Source organism: Bacillus luti, from assembly GCF_001884105.1.
Taxonomy (GTDB): domain Bacteria; phylum Bacillota; class Bacilli; order Bacillales; family Bacillaceae_G; genus Bacillus_A; species Bacillus_A luti.
This window is the reverse complement of record NZ_MACI01000012.1, coordinates 43,674-64,721: the sequence shown is the minus strand read 5'-3', so window position 1 is coordinate 64,721 and position 21,048 is coordinate 43,674. Positions and strand designations below refer to the sequence as shown.

The 21,048-nt window shown below is 36.6% G+C and carries 28 protein-coding genes and 3 pseudogenes; 11 read left to right on the top strand and 20 right to left on the bottom strand.

From position 1 onward, the window contains the following. Positions 1-804: VOC family protein (locus BAQ48_RS03700; RefSeq protein WP_242660433.1), on the bottom strand; the 804-nt coding region annotated here is incomplete at its 3' end. A 429-nt stretch (positions 805-1,233) separates the two neighbouring features. On the opposite strand from BAQ48_RS03700, the gene BAQ48_RS28180 reads away from it, so the two are divergent. After that, positions 1,234-1,413, top strand: a complete 180-nt coding sequence (locus BAQ48_RS28180; RefSeq protein WP_071710025.1) for a DUF8096 family protein — start codon at positions 1,234-1,236, stop codon at positions 1,411-1,413. 91 nt (positions 1,414-1,504) lie between these two features. Here the strand turns inward: BAQ48_RS28180 and BAQ48_RS03690 are convergent, their stop codons facing one another. The 3 genes from BAQ48_RS03690 to BAQ48_RS03680 form a co-directional block, all read right to left on the bottom strand. Further along, positions 1,505-1,903, bottom strand: a complete 399-nt coding sequence (locus BAQ48_RS03690; RefSeq protein ID WP_071710024.1) for a CHRD domain-containing protein — start codon at positions 1,901-1,903, stop codon at positions 1,505-1,507. Between the two features lie 85 nt (positions 1,904-1,988). Continuing rightward, a complete protein-coding gene (locus BAQ48_RS03685; RefSeq protein WP_071710023.1) occupies positions 1,989-2,552 on the bottom strand; it encodes a recombinase family protein in 564 nt (187 codons plus the stop codon). A 291-nt stretch (positions 2,553-2,843) separates the two neighbouring features. After that, positions 2,844-3,035 carry a hypothetical protein gene (locus tag BAQ48_RS03680; RefSeq protein WP_071710022.1) on the bottom strand — a complete coding sequence of 64 codons (192 nt, stop codon included), beginning with the start codon at positions 3,033-3,035 and terminating at the stop codon, positions 2,844-2,846. A 1,646-nt stretch (positions 3,036-4,681) separates the two neighbouring features. On the opposite strand from BAQ48_RS03680, the gene BAQ48_RS03670 reads away from it, so the two are divergent. Beyond that, positions 4,682-4,876: a helix-turn-helix transcriptional regulator gene (locus BAQ48_RS03670; RefSeq protein WP_016135789.1), complete on the top strand. Its 195-nt coding sequence runs from the start codon at positions 4,682-4,684 to the stop codon at positions 4,874-4,876. Then, the gene (locus BAQ48_RS03665; protein WP_071710020.1) at positions 4,876-5,337 is read left to right on the top strand and encodes a hypothetical protein; all 462 of its coding nucleotides are present in this window, start codon (positions 4,876-4,878) and stop codon (positions 5,335-5,337) included. The genes BAQ48_RS03670 and BAQ48_RS03665 overlap by 1 nt, the downstream gene beginning before the upstream one ends. 58 nt (positions 5,338-5,395) lie before the next feature. Here BAQ48_RS03665 and BAQ48_RS03660 read toward each other — a convergent pair whose 3' ends face one another. Together BAQ48_RS03660 and BAQ48_RS03655 are read right to left on the bottom strand one after the other, a co-directional pair. Further along, positions 5,396-5,779, bottom strand: a complete 384-nt coding sequence (locus BAQ48_RS03660) for an ArpU family phage packaging/lysis transcriptional regulator (RefSeq protein WP_016135787.1) — start codon at positions 5,777-5,779, stop codon at positions 5,396-5,398. A gap of 138 nt (positions 5,780-5,917) precedes the next feature. After that, a complete protein-coding gene (locus BAQ48_RS03655; protein WP_071710019.1) occupies positions 5,918-6,547 on the bottom strand; it encodes a Holliday junction resolvase RecU in 630 nt (209 codons plus the stop codon). A 127-nt stretch (positions 6,548-6,674) separates the two neighbouring features. Between BAQ48_RS03655 and BAQ48_RS27830 the strand changes: the two genes are divergently transcribed. Both BAQ48_RS27830 and BAQ48_RS03650 read left to right on the top strand, forming a co-directional pair. Continuing rightward, a complete protein-coding gene (locus BAQ48_RS27830; RefSeq protein WP_076542666.1) occupies positions 6,675-6,839 on the top strand; it encodes a hypothetical protein in 165 nt (54 codons plus the stop codon). A 560-nt stretch (positions 6,840-7,399) separates the two neighbouring features. Further along, positions 7,400-7,690 (top strand): DUF4183 domain-containing protein, encoded by a 291-nt coding sequence (locus tag BAQ48_RS03650; protein WP_071710018.1) that lies wholly within the window; start codon positions 7,400-7,402, stop codon positions 7,688-7,690. A 52-nt stretch (positions 7,691-7,742) separates the two neighbouring features. Here BAQ48_RS03650 and BAQ48_RS03645 read toward each other — a convergent pair whose 3' ends face one another. The 10 genes and pseudogenes from BAQ48_RS03645 to BAQ48_RS03605 all read right to left on the bottom strand — a co-directional run bounded on the left by BAQ48_RS03645 (position 7,743) and on the right by BAQ48_RS03605 (position 12,747). Beyond that, positions 7,743-8,492: a DUF4183 domain-containing protein gene (locus BAQ48_RS03645; protein ID WP_071710017.1), complete on the bottom strand. Its 750-nt coding sequence runs from the start codon at positions 8,490-8,492 to the stop codon at positions 7,743-7,745. Between the two features lie 280 nt (positions 8,493-8,772). Continuing rightward, on the bottom strand, positions 8,773-8,901 hold the full coding sequence (gene fbpA / locus BAQ48_RS03640) for a Fur-regulated basic protein FbpA (protein ID WP_071710016.1): 129 nt from the start codon (positions 8,899-8,901) through the stop codon (positions 8,773-8,775). 8 nt (positions 8,902-8,909) lie between these two features. Then, positions 8,910-9,308: a hypothetical protein gene (locus BAQ48_RS03635; protein WP_071710015.1), complete on the bottom strand. Its 399-nt coding sequence runs from the start codon at positions 9,306-9,308 to the stop codon at positions 8,910-8,912. Between the two features lie 10 nt (positions 9,309-9,318). Further along, positions 9,319-9,582, bottom strand: a complete 264-nt coding sequence (locus tag BAQ48_RS03630; RefSeq protein ID WP_071710014.1) for a hypothetical protein — start codon at positions 9,580-9,582, stop codon at positions 9,319-9,321. Further along, the gene (locus BAQ48_RS03625) at positions 9,579-9,824 is read right to left on the bottom strand and encodes a helix-turn-helix domain containing protein (RefSeq protein ID WP_116758462.1); all 246 of its coding nucleotides are present in this window, start codon (positions 9,822-9,824) and stop codon (positions 9,579-9,581) included. Before BAQ48_RS03625 ends, BAQ48_RS03630 begins: the two co-directional genes overlap by 4 nt. Further along, positions 9,781-10,044, bottom strand: a complete 264-nt coding sequence (locus BAQ48_RS03620) for a hypothetical protein (protein WP_071710012.1) — start codon at positions 10,042-10,044, stop codon at positions 9,781-9,783. Before BAQ48_RS03620 ends, BAQ48_RS03625 begins: the two co-directional genes overlap by 44 nt. Before the next feature lie 12 nt (positions 10,045-10,056). Further along, a complete protein-coding gene (locus tag BAQ48_RS03615; RefSeq protein ID WP_071710011.1) occupies positions 10,057-10,815 on the bottom strand; it encodes an ATP-binding protein in 759 nt (252 codons plus the stop codon). Further along, positions 10,799-10,963: pseudogene (locus BAQ48_RS28090) on the bottom strand (phage replisome organizer N-terminal domain-containing protein); the annotation flags it as partial. The gene BAQ48_RS03615 and the pseudogene BAQ48_RS28090, both read right to left, overlap by 17 nt. A 339-nt stretch (positions 10,964-11,302) precedes the next feature. Further along, positions 11,303-11,719, bottom strand: a complete 417-nt coding sequence (locus BAQ48_RS03610; protein WP_071710010.1) for an SRPBCC family protein — start codon at positions 11,717-11,719, stop codon at positions 11,303-11,305. A gap of 17 nt (positions 11,720-11,736) precedes the next feature. Then, positions 11,737-12,747 (bottom strand): aldo/keto reductase, encoded by a 1,011-nt coding sequence (locus tag BAQ48_RS03605; RefSeq protein WP_071710009.1) that lies wholly within the window; start codon positions 12,745-12,747, stop codon positions 11,737-11,739. A 328-nt stretch (positions 12,748-13,075) separates the two neighbouring features. Between BAQ48_RS03605 and BAQ48_RS03600 the strand changes: the two are divergent. From BAQ48_RS03600 to BAQ48_RS03590, 3 genes and pseudogenes are all read left to right on the top strand, one after another. Further along, positions 13,076-13,407: pseudogene (locus BAQ48_RS03600) on the top strand (winged helix-turn-helix transcriptional regulator). Positions 13,408-13,752: 345 nt separating this feature from the next. After that, positions 13,753-13,854, top strand: coding sequence for a YjcZ family sporulation protein (locus BAQ48_RS03595; protein ID WP_000505675.1), 102 nt, complete (start codon positions 13,753-13,755; stop codon positions 13,852-13,854). Between the two features lie 288 nt (positions 13,855-14,142). Next, positions 14,143-14,352, top strand: a complete 210-nt coding sequence (locus BAQ48_RS03590) for a glycine zipper domain-containing protein (protein ID WP_071710007.1) — start codon at positions 14,143-14,145, stop codon at positions 14,350-14,352. Between the two features lie 477 nt (positions 14,353-14,829). On the opposite strand, the gene BAQ48_RS28085 is transcribed toward BAQ48_RS03590, so the two are convergent. The 4 genes and pseudogenes from BAQ48_RS28085 to BAQ48_RS28175 all read right to left on the bottom strand — a co-directional run. After that, positions 14,830-14,994 (bottom strand): hypothetical protein, encoded by a 165-nt coding sequence (locus BAQ48_RS28085; protein ID WP_207544830.1) that lies wholly within the window; start codon positions 14,992-14,994, stop codon positions 14,830-14,832. Positions 14,995-15,047: 53 nt separating this feature from the next. Next, positions 15,048-15,827 (bottom strand): collagen-like protein, encoded by a 780-nt coding sequence (locus tag BAQ48_RS03580; RefSeq protein WP_116758460.1) that lies wholly within the window; start codon positions 15,825-15,827, stop codon positions 15,048-15,050. Between the two features lie 467 nt (positions 15,828-16,294). Continuing rightward, positions 16,295-17,965, bottom strand: a complete 1,671-nt coding sequence (locus tag BAQ48_RS03575; RefSeq protein WP_071710005.1) for a ribonuclease J — start codon at positions 17,963-17,965, stop codon at positions 16,295-16,297. Between the two features lie 143 nt (positions 17,966-18,108). Next, positions 18,109-18,371, bottom strand: a pseudogene (locus BAQ48_RS28175) (hypothetical protein); the annotation flags it as partial. 210 nt (positions 18,372-18,581) lie between these two features. Here BAQ48_RS28175 and BAQ48_RS03565 point away from each other — a divergent pair. The 3 genes from BAQ48_RS03565 to BAQ48_RS03555 all read left to right on the top strand — a co-directional run bounded on the left by BAQ48_RS03565 (position 18,582) and on the right by BAQ48_RS03555 (position 20,805). Continuing rightward, a complete protein-coding gene (locus BAQ48_RS03565) occupies positions 18,582-18,905 on the top strand; it encodes a hypothetical protein (RefSeq protein WP_071710004.1) in 324 nt (107 codons plus the stop codon). A gap of 865 nt (positions 18,906-19,770) precedes the next feature. Next, positions 19,771-20,466 (top strand): CsxC family protein, encoded by a 696-nt coding sequence (locus tag BAQ48_RS03560; RefSeq protein WP_071710003.1) that lies wholly within the window; start codon positions 19,771-19,773, stop codon positions 20,464-20,466. A gap of 222 nt (positions 20,467-20,688) precedes the next feature. Then, the gene (locus BAQ48_RS03555) at positions 20,689-20,805 is read left to right on the top strand and encodes a YjcZ family sporulation protein (protein WP_071710002.1); all 117 of its coding nucleotides are present in this window, start codon (positions 20,689-20,691) and stop codon (positions 20,803-20,805) included. The last annotated feature ends 243 nt before the right edge of the window (positions 20,806-21,048 follow it).

Sequence of the window (21,048 nt, the reverse complement as noted above, 5' to 3'; positions counted from 1 at the left end):
TCCCGGCACCGGGGGTGCCATCTCTCCTGGTAGCAACTCTGACAACCGCGATCTGGGAACGATTGTGATGAGAGCCCCTTCCAAATTGAAGATGTGTGTCACTCCATTCGTCCGGACCTCACAATCCAAGTATCGGCCGTATCGCCTAGTGAATTCGTCCAGCTCGGAATCGTCTACGCATAAGATTGATTCGACTAGATCCGTCGCCCCATTCGGATGGTTCGGAGGCATTTGCTCCTCCATTATGGCTGAGGGTGGGCTTTCCGCTGCAGCCAAACGACCTTCGTGCACGTTGTCCCCGTCAATTTCCAAATAGCGCACAGGAATAAGTTGAATTCCCCCGGACATCTCAAGAGGTCGCTGCACGGTGTTAACGCCGCTATGACTGATTCCACTCCGTTGAAAACGGTCCGCTGTCTGGTCGGCATCCTCTGTACCGAAACAAAGAATATGCGCTCCTTCATAACGGGATAGACATCTGGAGACAGTATCGACAGTGCGTTTGATTTTTTCAATTATTTCTTGGAGCACATCCGGCGATGCCTGCAACGGAACGAGTTTTGCATTGATCGGAATCCTCGCGCCTTTCTCGGCAACCGTTACGATTTCGATAAAGCTGCTTAAAAATTCGACATGCGAATTGGCTGCTCCGAATGGCTTCGGAAGTCCTCCTTCATTTTCGGCCAACGCCGGATAGGACGGCGGTGAACAGACAAATCCCAGTTTTCTGTACAGCTCAAGTGTAGCTTCCATATCGGAGACTACATGGCCGACGTGATGAATGAATTTAATTTCAGCATGCATCTGCATCCACTCTCCTTGAATTCAATAATTGTGATAAGAGAAAAATTTATTTTAATTACATTGAACAATTTGGGCTAGAGACACATAGCCATCAGGCTAAAGTTTTATTGCACCCCTAGAACGAAATTTTTAGGCGTTCTTTTAATGAAGAAGCTTATTTATCTTTTTTGGGGTGACTTGTTTTCTTAAGTTGATGGATATGTGATGGTACCCCAATTTATAATCCTTTGTTTAGTTTATTATTCTTATTTTTTAAGATCCTCGATGCTTTAGCCTACCGCTATAGGCTATGTCCTCCTCCAAAAGCAATTAATCCCTTATATAATTCCTTTGTTCTATACTCTTTCGCGTATAGTATGTAGTCTTATATTTTCAGCTAATTTATTGTGAAAAGACTACGGAAATTCAGATTGATATATAGGTGAACGAATGGAGAATAAGCAACCTGAACAAAAGTACGATCTAAGCAAAGTATACACATACAAAGAGCATCCTGATAAAATCAGCGGTCGCTGTGATAATTGCAACAATACCGCATTCAAGAGTTCCGTTAAAGATTTCATCTTCTTAAGAGAATGTCATCAATGTGGTATGAAGAAAATCATATAGCCCAGGTAGGGATTTTTTTCTTTATAAAATAAAAAAAGCAGCAGATTCGCTACTTTTAATTAATTATAATTTCATATTGTTTTCTAATTAATTAACAATGATACAGTTGACCACGAATTTCGCCATTAGGATGTTGTACTGTATGAACATTAATATAAATATTTCCAGCGATGATTTCATTTACAAGAGCATCTAATGTTTGACCAGCCAACGGCCCAACCAAATCCTCTTGAGTGATCATTCCTGTAAAAGTTGCACACTCTATTGAAACCGGATTTGTTATAGGTCCAAATAAAAAAGCTACAACAGGACCGTTCGTTCCTTTTGCTCCTAGATGCAGATGGGCAACTACTACATTCTCAATATCGAATAACTCCAACTTGAATTTTAAACTAAGCTCGTCCCGGCTTAATTTAAAGAAAGCTTGTCCTCGAGCATCGGTTTCTACTGGCGGAACTTCATTTCTGCCACGTAACTTTGCGAAGAACATATTTATCACTCCTATGCCTTTTATTTACTCCTAATATATGTTCGTCCTTTTTAAATGGTGACAAAATAAAAAAGCAGTGGATTCGCTACTTTAATTCTTTCGCTTTAGCATAAATAGTAGAACGCGGAACTCCCGTCATTTTTGAAATATCATTTACACTTAATCCATTCTCTTTCCTATTAAAAAATAAGTTCATAGCCTGCTTAACCTGTTTTTCATCCTGTCCTTTACGTCCCATATGTTTGCCCATCGCTTTAGCCCTTTCTCGGCCTTCAGATGTTCTTTCATTAATTAAATCTCTTTCAAACTCAGCAATAGCCCCTAGCATAGTAAACATCAATTTACCTGCAGGTGTTGAAAAATCAATTTGTTCTTTAAGAAATACCACCGCTATTCCTCGATCAGCTAATTCATTTGCAATCTTATGTAAGTCGAATATTGATCTAGCTAAACGGTCTATTTTACAAACAACAAATTTATCTCCGTCTCTCATATACTCTAATGCTTTTTGCAATTCTTCTCGATCGCTATTAGCTCCACTGTATTTTTCAGAATATATTTTGTCACATCCATAATCTGTTAACATTTCAATTTGCGCATCTAAATTTTGATCTTTTGTACTTACCCTTGCATAACCAACAATAGCCATCCAAACCACCTCAAAATAGTCTAAAAGTCTTAAGAATTATATACTTTCATTTTAGACTATCTTCTAGACATTAACAACTATCCGTTTACCAAGTTTTTAATCTATAAATTTTAATTGTACAAAAGGGTCAACTTTTAGACAGAAAAACGGGACATTTATCTTCTTTCGTTGAGTTCATTTGTTTTGTTAATCCTTATCTTCCCTTAACAACAAACAAGACGCCACCCAGATCACGGCAGCGCCTCCGAAAATTGATATTTGTTTAATCAAGCTTATTTATCTTCACGTCAATTATATTTTTCTTTGTCTCCATACCCCATTCTCTTTACGATAAGTATTTTTGCCATTCATGAAGTCAGCTGTATTACCAGGAATTCTATATTTTTTATCCTTTTTCTTTGCCTTCTTCTTCAGACTTTTCTCTTCTTGAACAGCTTGCAAATCCGCCTTCCATTGTTTTAACAAATCCTTTTCACGTCGCATCGAATTTGTGCCCCTTGGTTTAAATGTGAATCCAATAATTAGATTCTTCCTATTTATATACTCATTTAAACCAAATGTCCATTTTGTACAAAATAAAGAGCACCTTACGATTGCAGGTGCTCAAATATATGAAGTGGGTCTACCCCATACTCCAACATATGCTTGTCCTTATTAAAAAGTGCAAAATAAAAAGAGTACCCGTCATTAGGTACCCTTCAACAAATAAGTATGGCGCTCCAAGTTTCACCTCATATGATAACTCGTCCCACGAATTCATCATATGCTTGTCTTATTAGAATGTTCACTGGTTTAATGTGTAATTTCTATATAACAAAGAAAAAAGCACCCGTTTTGGATGCTAAATATACATTATTTATTATCTTCAGTTGTTTTTTCACTTACTCTTATCGATAATACATTATCTAAATTAATCCAAGTGTCATTAAGTCGAAACCATCTCGATTCACGAGATCTAGTAATATAATTACCTAGTGACTGAACAGTAGTTTTAGTGTCATCTTCGTACCTAGCAACATGTTTTCTGGTTCTTCCGTTATTTGATACTATTTCGATTATAAATTCTTTCATCACCTATCACCCCATATTTTATTATACAAAATAAAAAGCCATCACCGTAGTGACAGCTCTTTTACAACTATAAAAATATTAAAGGGGATAGGAGAACCATTCACGAAAGGGGAATTTCGAAATGAATCAATTTAAGGCTGAGTACTCTCAACCTTCTCCAAGCCACCGCATCATGTAATTTTTTAGCTCTAATTAGCTACGCGCTTTACGTTCGGTGACTAGGAGAAGGCTAAGAATCTTCTCGTTTATACTCCGTAGAGTCGGTCGATACTTCAGCTGTCCCGTGCCTTCACTGACCAATTTCGTTTACTAAACATAATAATTTATATCAAGACGTATATGTTTCTTCCGACGCCTTGTTTGAACCAATATACAAGGAGGACAGATAGAGCTCTGCCTATATTGGCTCAAACAAAGAGCGAAAGCTCCTTGCCTAACGAAAGATGTGAGTAATTCGTTAAAAGTGTAAATTACATCGTCCAAATCGGTGAAGAGAAGCCTATTTTAATGTTTGTTTACTGTCCAGAAACGCAATGCTCATTCAATCATGAACAACCACCCCATTCCATTTCCAGAAACAAATAACAGAGAGTAATAGACTTATATTCACTATCAACCCAGAGGACGCATCTGAGCTGAATACTAAATATAATAGAAACAGCATGACGAATGCGAGTTATCTCACACCCGCCACACTGGAATATGTCATTGTAAGTAACTCATTGGTCTTTTCGTCTTAACGCGGGTTCTTACCGCCTTGCCCGCCCTACTATGCGGTATACGTTACCGTGACATTCTCGCATAAGAACGTTTCACTTATAGGTGTACTAATCCTCTTCGATATGCGATTGTCAAAGGGCTGTCCAAAGCTCTTGAATGAGCTTGTACATTAAGAATACCGCTGATTTCATTATCAAAATTCCCCCTATTTTATCGGCATTTTGTCGACGTTTTACCACAAGGTTTCTGAATATTATAATCACAACTATTGACATATATACCTAACATATGTAACATATATATTACAAAGTAAATAAATGTAATGGAGGATTACTACTATGCTTACCAAAGTAAAGCAAATTCGGCTTGAAAAGGGGATGACACAAGGAGAATTGGCAAAATTGACAAATGTAAGCAGACAAACGATTGGTCTAATAGAAAAAGGAGAATACAATCCATCTTTGAATTTATGTATCATTATTTGCAAAAGTTTAGGAGTTACATTAAATGACTTATTTTGGGAGGAAGACTAATGTCTAAATTACTCAAATTATACCTTTTCGGTAGAGGGACTTCTGTTGATGAACGAGAACAAAATACAGCCTTTGAAATAATGGCAAATGCCGGGCTATTATCCGTTATTATCTGTTTTGGGGCTATCATTTATGATTTAATTTTAAGTAAGGAGCTTACATCACTTGGTATTCTAGCCTTAATTATTCTTTTAACAATATCATCTTATACAGTTATGATGATGAGAATAAAAAAAATATACTTACGTTATGCAAATAATAAAAAACTAATAGTAAATTCAATAATATCAGGTTTTATTTTCTTTGTTTTATATACTCTTTTATCGTATTTATCTGGAGAAACTATTACTATGAGAGACCTTACTGGAAACAGTATGGGCGGAGCATTTTTTGGTTTATGTATGTATGGATATAGTAAATATAATAATAAAAAAGCAGATAATGAAGATGAAGAATTATAATTAAAAATAAAAACACCTTTCAGTATTAATTAATGGAAGGTGTTTTTTATTCTCATAATTAGATCATTCCCAAAGAAGTAGCGATTAATCGGATAGCATTTTTCTTCTTATAATAAAAATGATCTTTCTTCATTGATAACTCCGTGTAGATAAAACTATCCTTTAACTTCTCTCCATTTAAATACTTCATCTTGATAATCTCAGCCTCATCATAATCTAAAACGTATTGTAAAGCCTTATCAATTTGCTTGAATTTAATATTACTAACATGTCTTGTATTCCTTATCTCAGGAAACAGACTAATTCCCTCCTGCTGTTGCTCCACTTCATTCTCGAAACGTGCTTTTAAGGCGCGATACTCTTTTAGAATACTCACAACTTCCTTTTGCATCTTCTTCTCCATTTCTTTGTCCATTATTGGTAAGAATGCTAATTGTTCCATGGAGGAATCTCCCTATTTCTAAATTTTAATTTTTACATTCACATCAGGTACGTGAAATTTTACTATCTCTTTGTTGAATAAGGGAAGCATGCATAGCGAGTAGCCCCCACCATCCACTCTGCATGGTTCCGTTATCCATTAAGCCTTTAATAATTTACGTTTCTTGTTGGCCATACTCTCTTTTGCTGCTTCTATGTTATTTGCTACCTTCTTATGATCCTGATCAATTTGAATCATGCCATCAAACATAACTGGTACTACTGCTTCATCAACATATCGCAAGTAATCAACTGGCGCTCGTTCTGTCTGTTCTACTAAGTACCCATAAATATCAAAGTCTGCTCTTGTTATAGACTTCTTGCCCTTCGGTTGATGAGAAATCCTTACATAAGATTGAATGACTGATGCAGGTACAAGGAATACTGTTTGATCCTTACTGAACTCTATAAGGAAGAAACAAATCGCTCCCATTTTCTCTGCTTTTTCCAGGTAATCCAACTGGTGCTGCGCAATGTTCTTTAAATCAAAGCGTGTAGCATTCTCTGTAGACTTTGCTTCAAATGCGATAGCTCGTCCTTTATACACGCCATCATAGTCTACTGTACTTTTAGCTTCATAGAATCCATTTAGCACACGGCCACCTTTACTTTTTAACACTTTCACAGGAGTCGGACGCTTGTTTATAAGCGCCACTCCACCTCTTTGATACATTTCATTTGCTAGATTGATAAGCATCTCAAATGCCATACCACGGTTTCCTAGTCCCATTGTTATTTCCTCGCTTTCTATTAAAAGGATTATTTTCTTTAAATTTTGCTTAATTCTCACCAATAATTATCTAAAAATTTAAAAATCATTATATAATGAATTAAAATTAAGATTAGGAGTGGTTAAAATGCCAGATACAATAAGACTCGTTCTTTTCATTCTTATAGCAATTAGTGCTGTTTTCTCTTTAATAAAAGAATTTAAAAAACCTGAGAAAAAAGCACTTTGGATTTCAATAGAGTTTTTAGTTCTTTTCTGGGCGATATGGGTAATAGCAAATATCATAATCTAATTTGTAGATTATAAGTCCCCCTGAATAAAACTCAATATTCCGTCAATACTGTAGACAACCCATTAAGTTACTTTCTCCTTGTTCCCCCTTGGAGAACCGAGCAGTTAGCTTTTGCTAGCTGCTCTTTTGTGATCCATCGTCACATTATGATGAAATGGTCATATGTTATCTTGAAGTAAAAACCCTAATTTTCTTTTCAACATTTCACTTTTTCTTAAAGGGCATCTTTCAAAGGTGCTCTTTTTGGTGTTCTAAATTAATACAAAATGAAATTTTTATTTAAATGTGTTCACCTTCCATATAGGACAAACATAGAATAAATGTACAAGACATAGTTTTTAATGGATCGTGTACAAAGAGCATATGTATACGATTTTTTTTATGAAAGTTTTTTTACCCAATTGCGTTTTCTTTCAACATTAATATATATAAATCTATAATTATATTTAAATACCAGTACATAAGCCGTTTCTAGTATTTAAGCACGTCATAAAATACACTATAGGACAAGTTTTCTCACAATCTAGTCCTAATAAAATTGAAAAGGAGGTGAATACCAAATGGCTATCGTACCTCCATTTATCGCTTCTAGAAGATTTACATCTACACTAGGCGCAGGAACAGGGACAGGTGCTGCGTTTGCGATTGCTGCTACAGCTTGTCTAAATGATGCTGGTGTTGCTGCTACAGCATTCCCTACTTTTACGTATTATAATCTCTATGTAAACGGTGTATTACAGCCAGGTTCGAATTCTAGTGTTACTACGGGGCCAACTGGAGCTATCACAATCCCAGGCGGAGACACATTAGATTCGGGAATTCCAATCACTGTTGAGTTTATCGTAACTTAATCAACATCTTTTGTTTTTGGACAGATTTCTTTATTAGGAAATCTGTCCTTTTTTAACTAATAGTAATGAATTGCAGAATAATTGAAGCTCCCTGCACTGGAGCCTCAGGGGCTAATAAAGTTAACTGTCCAGTTACAACCTGGTACGAAGATAGTGGCTGAAGAATTCCGTTTATAAATAAATTAATATAGGAAACATCACTTGGTGACAATATCTGTGTTGTCCCATATTGAGGGAAGCCATCAGCATTTGTATAGACAAGTTTTTGTCCGTCTGAAAAAGTAAAATACAATACATTTGTCGTTTGTATTGCTCCAACTGGACCCGTTATTCCAGTTGGACCTGTTACCCCAGTTGAACCTGTTATTCCAGTTGAACCTGTTATTCCAGTTGGACCCGTTACTCCAGTTGGACCCGTTATTCCAGTTGGACCTGTTATTCCAGTTGAACCTGTTATTCCAGTTGGACCTGTTATTCCAGTTGGACCCGTTACTCCGGTTGGACCCGTTACTCCAGTTGGACCCGTTATTCCAGTTGGACCTGTTACTCCGGTTGGACCCGTCACTCCAGTTGGACCTGTTACTCCGGTTGGACCCGTTATTCCAGTTGGACCTGTTACCCCAGTTGAACCTGTTATTCCAGTTGAACCTGTTACTCCGATTGGACCTGTTACTCCGGTTGGACCCGTTACTCCGGTTGGACCTGTTGGAAAAGTAATAGTTGGGAGTGGCGGGAACGTCGGCCCTATAGTTGATGGATCTATAAACCTTTGAGTATCAAATATTCTTCTAAATCGGTCCACATCAATACCTCCTTCCCTCTAATATTTATTAGATGATACATTGTATAAAATGTTAAAAATTAATTTACAAACATCGTTTTTATCGTTATTTCCCCTTTCTAATAACGATTGTATTTAAAAATTGCACAGTTAGAAAAAACATACATACAATCGAATCTCGCTCTCCACTACTTCGAGTTCACTTTGCACCTGCACCACAGTTTCTTTTTTCATTACTTACCTCCCTTTGCATCGCTAATTAACTTAGTGATTTCGAAAACTAAATTTCCCACTGCTCCCATTATTCTTCATCTCCTTTCAATAGCTTTTTTAGTTCCTCACATGACCCCTCATATAAATCACGGCCATCAGGTAATTTAAATACATGCCTATCAATCAACCGTTCTATTAACCTGTCTTGCTCGCTCATGCTGCCTCCTAGCTGATTTGTTTCTTTTTGTACTTGCATGGTGGTTTTGTCGCTGCTTCATACGGATCCATATTCCTTTTAACTCTTTGATAAAATGTTTTATTACTAATTCCATTCGATTCCGCTAAAGGAATGTACTCTTCGAATCCTTTTGGTGCAGTAGCTGCCCGGTATGGCGTCATGCCGTTACGCTTTCGTCTGTAGAAGGTAGATTCGCTAATACCGTGTTTCTCCGCTAATTTCAGTAACTTTGTATTCTTCTCTTTCCCTTCCCAACTCGTACCTACTGGTGTCGTTATAGCGCGTTCTAAACTCCAATTCAGCTCATCCATTCGTTGGCCTACATTCTTCTTGCTAATGCCTATTTCAGCGGCTTTTACATAATCTTTTAATGTTGGCTTCTCCATTAGCTCCCTCCTAATCCAATGCCATTATTTCTTCTCGTGTACGATTAGAAACAGTTACCCTAATATTCTGAACACCTTTACCATGTTCTTTCACTGTCATGCTCCATGCTTCGTCTTCTGTTTCAACATCGAACCAGTCTATTTTTTGTCGCTCGTCCTGGTCATAAAAGTGAACTTCATACGTTATGACGCTATGCTGTAAGAACCTATCAGCCGTGCTTGTTGCCGTATAATCAAAACTGCCGACTACATCCTCCAGTGTTAATTGCTTCATGCCCCTAACCCCATTAGACGGGATTTGATTTTATTCTTATCGGCCTGATCCATAATCAATGCTGCGATTTCTAATTGATGTCTCCCCAACTCTTTCGCAATTTCAAGGATTCCTTTGTCTTCCTTCCACATTTCTTGCAATCGAGTAACTTCACTTTCATCAAATACCAGGTCCAACTCTTCTAAAGCGATATACAAGTTACGACGCGATTTCTTCATGTACTTTCTCTGCTGCAATGCCATTGTGTAATTTTCCTTTTCCAAATCCGTTCCAAGTCGTGGCATCCCATTTCCCCTCCAGTTGTAATTGATGAATTTCTCTTAGTTCCGCCATAACGGCATGACGTCTTCTATCCACTTCTTCAGGACTGTGATTCCCTGCTTCGCAAATACATGGTGCGAATTGATACATACCCATTCCAATGTCGTTCTGAATTACTCCCGTTCCGTTACATGCACACATCTTAACTCCCCCTTAGAATGGTAGTGCTTTCCTTCTGTAATCCTTTGTATCTTTGAAAACTAACGCCCTGAATTTATTGAAGATACGTGATACAATCCGCTCATCATATGCACCCTCTAAACGCTCTCCTGTAAGGTTCGTTGTGAAGATAGTAGATTTACCTTGCCTTCCATCGAAAACATCGAATAACACCCTATTAATAAAGTTTGTTGCTTTTGTATTGGCATCTAATGCGCCTAACTCCGCTCCTAAATCATCGACTATTAATACTTCCGCTCTTACTAAGCTTCTTATAATTGCATCTTCAGTTAATGCGGAATCTTTACTGAATGTACTTTTAATCTTCCGTAGTAACTCACCAACTGTAACGAATACAACTGATTTCCCTGCTCCTGCAAGCTGATCCGCTATAGCGTAGGCAAGATGCGTTTTCCCTGCGCCACAATTCCCTGCCATAATCGTGTTAAACACTTTTCCATTGAGATAATCCGTTGCGATGACCTTTGCAAGTTCAAGGTTCCTCCCTCCTTCATCGCTAGTAAGTTTATAGTTATCAAAATTAGCTTTCTTAATGTTGCTATCGGCAATCATGCTTTGTTGATGGAATAAGAATTTTTTCTCGTTTTCTTTATCCGCATCGTATTTCGCTTGCTCTTGTTGCTGAAGCTTCTTACTATCGGTTTCCAGGAAGCATCGAGGGCAAACAACTTGTCCACCGAACTTCATCTTATTCATGCCGTGTGTATCGCACACATCAGAATCCATAGTCATATTCACCTTTTTGGCTATATCGGTTGGTATTGCTGCCGCCGCTCTCTGCATTGTTTTTCGCTCCTTTTTTAGAATTCATTTGAATAGTTAGTTGATCGAACTTCTCACGTAGCTTTTTAGGAGACAAAATGTTACCTTGCCAGAATGGCAAAGTTATGGTTCAAATCACAGCGCACCCCATCAAAATCAAGCTAAGAAAAGTAAATGCCCCCAGAACGAAATTTTGTGCTAACTTGTAGCAAAAAAGCTCTTTTTTTCGTTTTGGGGTAATTCTGAATTCTTAAGTTGATGGGCATGTATGGTGATCCCTGATAGCCTTTTTATTTATCCAGATGTATTCGTTTCATGAACAACATTACTTTACAAAAATCCTCTACAGTTAAAGTTTAGTCCCTGACATACATCAACGCTTATAATCATAAAAAGACTGCAGTTGTTACACTGCAGCCTTTCAAATATTTAATCCGTTTTTTAATCTATCCTCTAATTAACCTAGATATGCTTTTTGCAATGCCTCTAGACCATCTTTATAAATTTCATGGAACAGATTAATTGCCTCTTCATCACTTACTTCTACAGGAGTGAAACTACCAGACCATTCAACTAATGATGTGTTAGCATCTTTACCTTCTTTAACACGGATTGTAGATAAATAATTCGTCACAGGGAATGGTGCTTGCATAATTGAATATGTGTAGTAGCGCTCTTTCTCGTTAAATGCTTCTAAACGCTCTACGATCGCAGCTCCATCAGGATTAGCTAAATGACGTACACGTCCGCCTTCAGTTACTTTACTGCTAGGGATATATGGTAACCAATCTGGAAGTGCATCAAAACCTCCAATTAATTGCCATACTTGGTCAGGTGAAGCTGGAATTTCAATAGATGTAATAGTATTTGCCATTTTAATTACTCTCCTTTTTATTTAACGTTAATTGGTAGTGGTGCATTAACTGCAACTAATTTTTGTTCACGCATTTCTTCCCAGAACGCTGCTGGAATCACTGTTTTCAATGCAGCTTGGTCTTCTGCAATTCGTTCCGGTTTACTTGCACCAGGAATAACAGCAGCAACTGCTGGATTAGCCAATGCAAATTGTAAAGCAGCAGCTTTAATACTGATTCCATGACGTTCTGCAAGGTTTTTCATTTTATTAACTTTTGCAATGATTTCTGGTGACGCTTTTTGGTATTCGAAGTGAGCACCTCCAGCAAGTACACCTGAGCTATATGGTCCACCAACAACAATGTCCATATTGTTTTTTACAGCCGCAGGCATTACGCGTTCTAACGCACGCTCGTGGTCTAATAATGAATAGCGACCAGCTAGTAAAGAAACATTTGGTTTTGCTTCTTCTAAATCCAACATAAGTTCAATTGATTCTACTTTATTTACTCCAAGGCCCCAGCCTTTAATTACACCTTCATCACGTAATTGAGTAAGTGCACGAAATGCTCCTGTTCGAGCAATTTCAAATTGTGAAATCCACTCATCTCCATAAAAATCTTGTGCTACATCATGAATATAAACAAAATCTAGACGGTCTGTTTTTAAACGTTTTAAGCTATCCTCAATAGAACGAAGAGTTGCATCCGCACTGTAGTCGTTGATGATTTTATTTTTACGACCAAATTCGAAAAGTACGCCTTTTTCACCTAAATCACGTGTAGATGGATCTTCCAATTCATCTGAAATAATTCGACCTACTTTTGTACTTAAGAAGTAATCATCACGATTTCTTTTCGATAGTGCTTCACCAAGACGAATCTCTGCTAAACCAGATCCATAAAGTGGAGCTGTATCAAAGTAACGAACACCATTATCCCAAGCAGCATCCACTGTTGCGATTGCTTCTTCCTCTGGAATATTACGGTACATATTACCTAGTGGTGCCGTACCAAAACCAAGTGTACCTTTTAATAAATCTTTCATTTAAAATCTCCTCCTAAAATCTATTTAAAAATGATGAATGGATGTAAATAATGTGAAAAGGGATGACCGATCAAATGCACTATAAGGGATTCGAACTGTCAAAAAATATACACTTCAAAGCACGACAATTATTAAAAATAATATAGATGCTTTTTAATTTCGCACTACTCATTTCCCTCTCACGTATGTAATTATGTCTTATCAGCAACACAATAAAAAGTACGCACTTTAAAGTGTTATAGATACTAATAAGTAACAATTTTATGTTTCAACGTCTGTAGCTCCAAAATAAAATTATTAAAAATGATTTTATTTAACAAAATCCACTATTCTTGTGGAGATAACTGTAGAAATTATCAGTGGCACACAGAAAGTTGTTATACTTTGTCATTTAAAAAAAGACAAAAAAAAGAACGAGTGAATTAAAACGTTTAATGCCTGGTATTACACAAAAAATGCTCACGCAACAGTTACGTGAGCTAGAAGAAGATGGTGTAATTCAAAGAAAAGTATATGACCAAGTACCTCCTAAAGTAGAATATTCTTTAACTGAGTATGGCTGTTCTCTAAATGCTATACTAGACTCTTTATGTACTTGGGGGAGAATGTCATCTTGAAAAGCATGGGAACACGTCTATGCTCAATGCAAAAGGAGAATAGTAAAAAAGAAAAAACGAGCTAAATTCACATAAATAACTGTAGAGAGATAACAATTTTATTTTGGGAGTACTTTAAAATCTTAGCTTGATGGTGATGTGGTGCTACCCCTGTTAGTAGTAATTTTAATATCACTATGGATAAATTACTTTTAGAACTTTACTTCCGGGAACGATAATTATGTAAATCAACGTGGTTATCAAGTCGGAGGATGGCACCTTAGGGTGTCTTTTCTTTATTTTCAGGAGGACCTGCTCAATTAATGCGTAAAAACATAAAGTAAATTGAATCCATTAAAACACACAAATAACTCTTTGTTTTCTCCTCTTATCTAAAGGAGGCATTATTATGGGCTTTGGTGGTAGCTGTGGTGGCTTTGCTGGAGGATTTGCTTTAGTCGTTGTCCTCTTTATATTATTAATCATAGTTGGAGCTGCTTGCTTCTGCTAAAAAACTATCGGAAAAGACACTCTTATATGAGTGTCTTTTCTTTATAAAATTTACATTAAATTAATTAAACTTTATAAATAGATGTATTAAAATAGAATCGGGTGGGGACCCAGATATATTTGTGCTGTAAGAAAAAGCTTGTGTGAATCAAGTAGGGAGAGGCAATTTTGGGGATTGCAAAGTTTTAAGGACAGATTTAAACTTCGCATACATCTGTCCTTATAGGGAAAAATATGTAAGGTATTGTGCTGGAAAGCACTTTCCTATTCTAAATAAGGAGTGAGATGAATGGCTGATAAAAACGAACGTAACCGTGTCGATAATGATGCTGGCGAAGCGGTAGGAACTGGTGTCGGTGCTGTCGCTGGAGCTGCTTTGGGTTCTGTTCTTGGTCCACTTGGTACCGTTGCAGGAGCTGTTGCAGGAGGAGCGATAGGTAACACAGTCGGCGAAGGTGCCGATGAGGCTAATGACAGTGTTGCGAAACGAGAAGATTAGACTTTAACCAAAGTGACACTGAATGCATTGGATTCCCAAAAAGGGAGTCCTTTTTTCTTAAGTTAATTCAACTTTTTTAGGTAAATTCCCAGTAAAATTGTGAATCAATTCACTTAAAGTAACGGGTGCGTTAGTTCAACAAGCTATAAGCAGCAATCATAATCATTTTCTTGATCTTCCGCAATCGGACGCTTTAATGGCGGAAAGATCACAAAATGATCAAACTTTATTTCAAAGCTACAGTATTCATTATTTCTGCTATTATAGTCGCATTAACATACATATACAATTCTAATAAGTAATACAATCAAACTAGATTAACAAATCAATGAAGGCACCTTTGGGTGTCTTTTTTAAGAAAATACATCAATATTTTCTTTTTACAATTGGTATGTAACGATATCTAATGAGCTTTTGAGAAGTACGATGGACGTCAACAAGGTCGTAGTTCCATTGTACTTGAAAACGCTAGATATACTATGATTTGATTTCATCATAAAAGAAAGCATTTCCAAAACAAAGAAGTGAAATTTCACCAAAAATAAGAAGAGCGCCGATTGGATCTCTTCTTTTTTTACTTAATCTATTAACACAATATCGTTCCAACAATATATAAAAATGACCATTAAGCAAGCTTTCCATTTTGGTTTGAAGCAAATTCTACAAAGACTTCCTGATCTCTTGATAGAAATGAACTACGTCACAGTAGGAGTTATATCCACAGCTGTAATTTGACAGGTGGAAATAGCGAATCTAAAGAGTGTAGTTGGATTTAAAGGTATTGGTAAAGTACCTATCACTATGCCAAGAGCTGTTTGTTCCACATTAAAACCTGTTGCAATAGAACCATTACTTACTAAAAGATTCACTATAGATCCGATATACGTATCCAGTAATTGTCGAATTGGTCGTTCACGACAATCACACTCACATCCTAAATCGGCAGGTGGAAGTAATGTTAGTGGGGGTACTGTTAGTGAAAATCCTACCCCTATTACATCAGAAATATTGACCACGAAAGTTGTGGGGCTAACTGGATCTTTGACTGTAACTAAAAAATCATTCACGGAAGTAATATTGAATAAAAGGAAACGAGGGGCTACATTTGGTGCGTCTGCAATAGTGGCAAGAATCACAGTCTGCCCAATAAGTTGTTGTAAAACGTTCTGCATAGGGAAAACACAGCAATCACAAAGACAGCCCTCAGTTGCTCCTGTTGGACCTGTTACTCCTGTTGCTCCTGTCAGACCTGTTACCCCGGTTGCTCCTGTTGGACCCGTTGGACCTGTTGCTCCAGTCGGACCTGTTACCCCGGTTACTCCTGTTGGACCTGTTGCTCCAGTCGGACCTGTTACCCCGGTTGCTCCTGTTGGACCTGTTGCTCCAGTCGGACCTGGAATTCCCTGTTCTCCTGGAATAGGAACCGGAAACGCACAAGAAATATCACAAGGATTAAATCTATTTTTTGATGACATAAACAATCAGACTCCTCCACTTACTATATTCATTATATATAATGTAAAGTGAGCCTTTGTTCTTGTATGTTTATCCATGATTATTAAATAATTGGTTGCAATACACATTATATCCATGCGGGTTTAACACAACATTCCAAAATATACAATTTAGTTATCAGGTCGGAGGAAGGCACCTTTGGGTGTCTTTTTTTACGGTAAAGCATTACTCCTCTTTTCTTTTTAATTTAAACTTAGAACTAAGTGTATCCTTGAAATAAAGTTTGATTAAATTAACTTAATAAACCTTGATAAAAGAGCAAATAAAAAAAGCGCGGTTCGAAAAAAGATTGTTCAAAACACGCTTTTTCTATATTCAATTAAATCATCCTTTTATAAAAAAGTTTGATAATTTTTGTGATTATTCCTCCATTAAAGCGCCCAATTGTTGAAGATCAATTAATTCATTTTTTTTAAACTTCCCCCTATTAAATTTCAATAAGTATAGGAACAATCATTGGCTTTTTCTTAGTATGTGTATATACATATTGTCGTATTGATTTTTTTATTTGTTTTTTCATTACATTCCATGAGTTTCTATTTGCTTCTTGTAGCTCGTTAACAGTTTTTATAGTAAGTCCATTAACGTCTCTTCGGAGTTCTGAGAAATCTCTATCCACAAATCCACGAGAAATGGTATCGGGGTCAGAAATCAACGTTCCTTCCGTTTTGCTCATAGTTAAAATAATCATGAGCATCCCATCCTCTGAAAGTTGTTTGCGGTCTCGTAACACAATTTCCCCAATATTATCGACATCTCCCCCGTCTATGTATGTATTCCCCACCGGTATTTTCCGGGTCTGACGGGCAATGGTATGTTCAATATCGACGACATCCCCATTATTGATGATAAACGTGTTTCCTTGCTCCACTCCAACAGATTCAGCTAACAAACGGTGATGGTGTAGCATTCTAAATTCACCGTGAATGGGAATAAAATATTTTGGTTTCATTAATGTAAGCATTAGTTTTAAATCTTCTTGATAACCATGGCCAGAAACATGCATTCCGGATGTACTTCCTGATCCATAAATCACTTTGGCTCCAAGTGCAAATAAGTTGTCTACGATACTCGTGATATTTCGTTCATTTCCGGGTATTGGACCTGCTGCAAAGATAACCGTATCTTCAGGTAAAATGTCGACACCGCGAAAGTTTCCAGTGGACAGGCGAGCAAGAGCAGCCAATGGTTCTCCTTGACTTCCCGTGCATAAAATGGCCACCCTTTCAGGAGCCATTTCATTGATTTCATGTGGGGCAATTAACATTCCATCTGGAACTGTTAAATAACCACGTTCCATAGCAACCTCTACGACATTAACCATACTTCGTCCAAGCAACGCAAGTTTTCGATTTGTTTTTTGCGCTGCATTCACGACTTGCTGAACGCGACTAATATTTGAAGCAAAGGTAGAAACAATAACTTTTCGTTCAGCTTTCATGAAAACTGCTTCTACATGTTCACCTACCATTTGTTCCGATGGGGTCAAACCAGGACGCTCTGCATTGGTACTCTCAGACAATAGAAGCAAGACCCCGTTTTTGCCGATTTCAGCCATTTTATGAATATCCGAATTCTCATTATTCGCAGGGGTTAAATCGAACTTGAAATCCCCCGTATGTACAATATTACCCTCTGGTGTGTGAAAGACTATCCCCAAGCAATCAGGAATACTATGGGTCACTTTGAAAAAACTTACACTTATTCCTCCGATTGTCAAGTTTGAGTTTGAGTTGATTTCAATAAGTTCACTTTCTCCTAGAAGTTTATGTTCTTTTAATTTGATTTCAATTAATCCTAGTGTGAAGCGTGTGGCATAAACGGGTACATTCAACTTTTTTAAGAAGAACGGGATCCCCCCGATATGATCTTCATGTCCATGTGTCACAATTAAAGCCCTGACTTTATCTTTATTTTCTACTAAGTAAGCTATATCAGGGATAATCAAATCAATTCCTAATAAACTTTCATCTGGAAACTTATTGCCACAGTCGATAATCACGATATCGTTTGAATATTCGATTGCATACATATTTTTCCCGATTTCATTCAAGCCGCCTAAAGCGAAGATAGATACTGTATTTTCTATTGTACTCAAATTTATATCCTCCCATTTTTAATATAATCTTAGTATGCCCTTTGGGTTTCCTTTTATCAGTGGGTTGAATGCTCGAGCTTCCTATAAAAAAGGGAATTCTAGACTTGTTTTTTCTTAAAAATAATGACTACAACATTGATGTCTTAGTTTCCCACATCGTTATCGAGGTCTTTCCTCCGAGTGAAGCAGCTTCTTGGGCATGGGTCCGATATTGTACCGGACTCATGCCTTTTAGTTTTGCCTTTGCTGTTGTGTATTTTATATTGTGGATCCATTGACAGTTACTTTTGCGTCTATAGTAAATCCTAATCTTGCATCTACAGATGCCTACAACATTATTATCCTGCCAATATGGAGAATCATAGAAACATAGGTTATCCACTTTAGACACGACACGTGTTCCTACATTTAAATTGTTTCGTTCCAATCGAATGCAAAATGAACGAATACGTTTCTCCCTGTCTCACCAGATTTCTTGAATTTAAAGCCATTTTCCCTTTTAGGGTGATATAGTCCTTAAGATCTTGTTAAACCTGTGCAACTACGGTTGCAATTTCATTCTGTTTGACACATATCCCCAGGCTATCTGGACATGATAAAAGATGAGGTGACTGACATGAAGGATAAAATATTAGAATTAGTACCAGAATCGGTAAAAAAATTACTCCAGAAAAAAGTTAAAGATGGAAACCGATGCATCATTGATTTGGTTGTGGATGATGCAACAGCTTATGGATTTGAACCGGAGCAAGTAATCCCCTGTATCATGGCGGGTTATTATGTTTATGAATCCACCACCTATCCCAGTGAAATGGAGGAAGAATGGAAGCTGAACTTGGTTTTTCATGCGGCCAATCGCTCGGCAATGAAGCTTCTTTCTTATGGGAAGTATAAAGCGAAACAATCTGAAGGTGGATGGATGAGATATACAAATCAATAAGGTCTACTTAACATACACTAACTAGCTTGGTGAGTATGAGGCACCGTCACATGCCCATCAACTTGAGATCTTGAAATACCCCCAAGTATTTTGGTAAAAAAAAGCCGAAGCTAGACATGCACACACATATAAAACCAAAATAATTTAACCATCTATGCACATTTTTCATTCTTCCCCCCTCCTTAAACTACATTTTATCATTCCCTCCTGTTTTTGGATGTGAGTGCTGGCTGGTCATGTGGTGATACCCTTATATAGGGCTTTTTCTTTTTTCTCAATGACCAATATTACTTAACATGGTAAAATAATGTTTGGATGGGAGTCCAATACATATTATTAAAATTAAGATGGTTCAAGTCGGAGGAAGGCACCTTAGGGTGTCTTTTTTTACGGCAATACATCAATATTTTCTTTTTAAAATCGGTAAGAAATTGCATATTTAGTAAATCTATTTAACAGGCTTTTGATCAGCAAGATAGACGTCAACAAGGTCGTATTTTCATTGTACTTGAAAACGCTACAAAACAACAAAGATGTAATATGATTCGATTTCATCATAAAAGAAATCGAAAGACTCAAAAATAAAAAACTCATATTGCTCTTTCTATAAATCTTATTAGCATGAAATTTCTTTTGTTTTTATATAAAGATAATTAAATCTAACAGAGGAATATACCTCATAAAAGCATTTCCTAGTAATAAGGTACTGATAATCATAGATTATTGTCTGTAGTTCATTAATAAACTTCGATAAGTAAATTTTAAAAACTAGTATACATGCTCATACATAAATGAAAAAAACGAATATATTGACATTGAACTGTTTTAAAAATCTAAAGTAATTTCAAAAAGGGGATTAAATAATATGAGCGAACAATGTCCAATTAATGTACCATGCCAGGTAGAAGGACAAACTCAAACACCATTAAGTGATGCAGCTGCAACACCAATCCTTACTCCAGGAGCACCAATTGTAAAAATACCAGTTGTATTAGCTGAAAGAACAATTCAAATTGTTGTAGAATCAGATATCTCATTAGCACCTGCAGCAGTGGAAATTAAACGTATTTTAAAAAATGTATTTTTAACACAATGCAAGTTAGTTCCTGTAGCATTTACTCCAGTACCAGGTACAAATTATCGCCGAGTTACAAGAGCAAAGTTATTTGTACAAGGATATATTCGTAAAAACATTGAATATGCAGGTAGTGCATGTAATTCAGTACTATTTGATCGTATTGCAAATGTTCCATTCTCTGGTTTTGCAGATTTAACAGAAGCTGATTTTCTATCACTAGCTTTAGTAGCTTCCTCTTCAGACACTACATCTCACTTTATTAATCCTAAAAACGGTGATTTACCACGCTTAGACAAATACTTCTTTGAAAATACAGTTTTTTACAACGAACAACCATATTGCGAATTAGTCAGCGTTCAATTTTTCGAGTTAGACTTTTCCCCTTGTCCAACAGAATTAAACGAGCCATTTGATACTCTTCGTGAAAAAATTGTACTAGACCTTACTTTAAAAGTTTTACAAGTACAACAAGTACAAGTATAAAGCAAAGAAAATTTCTTGTTTTTTCAAAACCAACCTATTTAAAAAGAACACCAATGCCCGTTGGTGTCCTTAAAAGGAAAACTATAAAATAAAAATAAAATGGAATAAGTGAGTGAAACCTATTCCAATCATACAATATATGCTTAACTAAAATTTATAGTGCTAAATATCATCATTAATAATAAATAAAAAGCCCACCTCTTACCTAAAGGAGGAACTATTATGAGCTTTGGTAGTAGTTGTGGCGGCTTTGCTGGAGGATTTTCTTTAGTAGTTGTATTATTTATTTTATTATTCATCGTTGGAGCTGCCAAATACTGTTGTGACAGGCATGCATGAAATCTTGCATACAAAGAAGAGAACGGAAAGCTAGAAAACTATTGATATGAATGAATTTCCGGGATTTGGTTACCACTGATAATGAGACGTTATGTTAACCTCACATATATACTATATACATTCAAAATTGAATTTAAGTAGGCTACTAGGCATACATCCAATCTAAGTTTTGACCCTGAGCATAAAATTAGTTATAAGTCTAATTTCAATAAGGAGTGAACCTGGAATCATGGTATATATACG

Bases quoted from the DNA above. Each gene is read 5' to 3' on its own strand.
- BAQ48_RS28180 (WP_071710025.1), top strand. From the start codon at position 1,234: ATGGAGAATAAGCAACCTGAACAAAAGTACGATCTAAGCAAAGTATAC.
- BAQ48_RS03690 (WP_071710024.1), bottom strand. From the start codon at position 1,903: ATGTTCTTCGCAAAGTTACGTGGCAGAAATGAAGTTCCGCCAGTAGAA.
- BAQ48_RS03685 (WP_071710023.1), bottom strand. From the start codon at position 2,552: ATGGCTATTGTTGGTTATGCAAGGGTAAGTACAAAAGATCAAAATTTA.
- BAQ48_RS03680 (WP_071710022.1), bottom strand. From the start codon at position 3,035: ATGCGACGTGAAAAGGATTTGTTAAAACAATGGAAGGCGGATTTGCAA.
- BAQ48_RS03670 (WP_016135789.1), top strand. From the start codon at position 4,682: ATGCTTACCAAAGTAAAGCAAATTCGGCTTGAAAAGGGGATGACACAA.
- BAQ48_RS03665 (WP_071710020.1), top strand. From the start codon at position 4,876: ATGTCTAAATTACTCAAATTATACCTTTTCGGTAGAGGGACTTCTGTT.
- BAQ48_RS03660 (WP_016135787.1), bottom strand. From the start codon at position 5,779: ATGGAACAATTAGCATTCTTACCAATAATGGACAAAGAAATGGAGAAG.
- BAQ48_RS03655 (WP_071710019.1), bottom strand. From the start codon at position 6,547: ATGGGACTAGGAAACCGTGGTATGGCATTTGAGATGCTTATCAATCTA.
- BAQ48_RS27830 (WP_076542666.1), top strand. From the start codon at position 6,675: ATGCCAGATACAATAAGACTCGTTCTTTTCATTCTTATAGCAATTAGT.
- BAQ48_RS03650 (WP_071710018.1), top strand. From the start codon at position 7,400: ATGGCTATCGTACCTCCATTTATCGCTTCTAGAAGATTTACATCTACA.
- fbpA (WP_071710016.1), bottom strand. From the start codon at position 8,901: ATGAGCGAGCAAGACAGGTTAATAGAACGGTTGATTGATAGGCATGTA.
- BAQ48_RS03635 (WP_071710015.1), bottom strand. From the start codon at position 9,308: ATGGAGAAGCCAACATTAAAAGATTATGTAAAAGCCGCTGAAATAGGC.
- BAQ48_RS03630 (WP_071710014.1), bottom strand. From the start codon at position 9,582: ATGAAGCAATTAACACTGGAGGATGTAGTCGGCAGTTTTGATTATACG.
- BAQ48_RS03625 (WP_116758462.1), bottom strand. From the start codon at position 9,824: ATGGCATTGCAGCAGAGAAAGTACATGAAGAAATCGCGTCGTAACTTG.
- BAQ48_RS03620 (WP_071710012.1), bottom strand. From the start codon at position 10,044: ATGTGTGCATGTAACGGAACGGGAGTAATTCAGAACGACATTGGAATG.
- BAQ48_RS03615 (WP_071710011.1), bottom strand. From the start codon at position 10,815: ATGACTATGGATTCTGATGTGTGCGATACACACGGCATGAATAAGATG.
- BAQ48_RS03610 (WP_071710010.1), bottom strand. From the start codon at position 11,719: ATGGCAAATACTATTACATCTATTGAAATTCCAGCTTCACCTGACCAA.
- BAQ48_RS03605 (WP_071710009.1), bottom strand. From the start codon at position 12,747: ATGAAAGATTTATTAAAAGGTACACTTGGTTTTGGTACGGCACCACTA.
- BAQ48_RS03595 (WP_000505675.1), top strand. From the start codon at position 13,753: ATGGGCTTTGGTGGTAGCTGTGGTGGCTTTGCTGGAGGATTTGCTTTA.
- BAQ48_RS03590 (WP_071710007.1), top strand. From the start codon at position 14,143: ATGGCTGATAAAAACGAACGTAACCGTGTCGATAATGATGCTGGCGAA.
- BAQ48_RS28085 (WP_207544830.1), bottom strand. From the start codon at position 14,994: ATGGAAAGCTTGCTTAATGGTCATTTTTATATATTGTTGGAACGATAT.
- BAQ48_RS03580 (WP_116758460.1), bottom strand. From the start codon at position 15,827: ATGTCATCAAAAAATAGATTTAATCCTTGTGATATTTCTTGTGCGTTT.
- BAQ48_RS03565 (WP_071710004.1), top strand. From the start codon at position 18,582: ATGAAGGATAAAATATTAGAATTAGTACCAGAATCGGTAAAAAAATTA.
- BAQ48_RS03560 (WP_071710003.1), top strand. From the start codon at position 19,771: ATGAGCGAACAATGTCCAATTAATGTACCATGCCAGGTAGAAGGACAA.
- BAQ48_RS03555 (WP_071710002.1), top strand. From the start codon at position 20,689: ATGAGCTTTGGTAGTAGTTGTGGCGGCTTTGCTGGAGGATTTTCTTTA.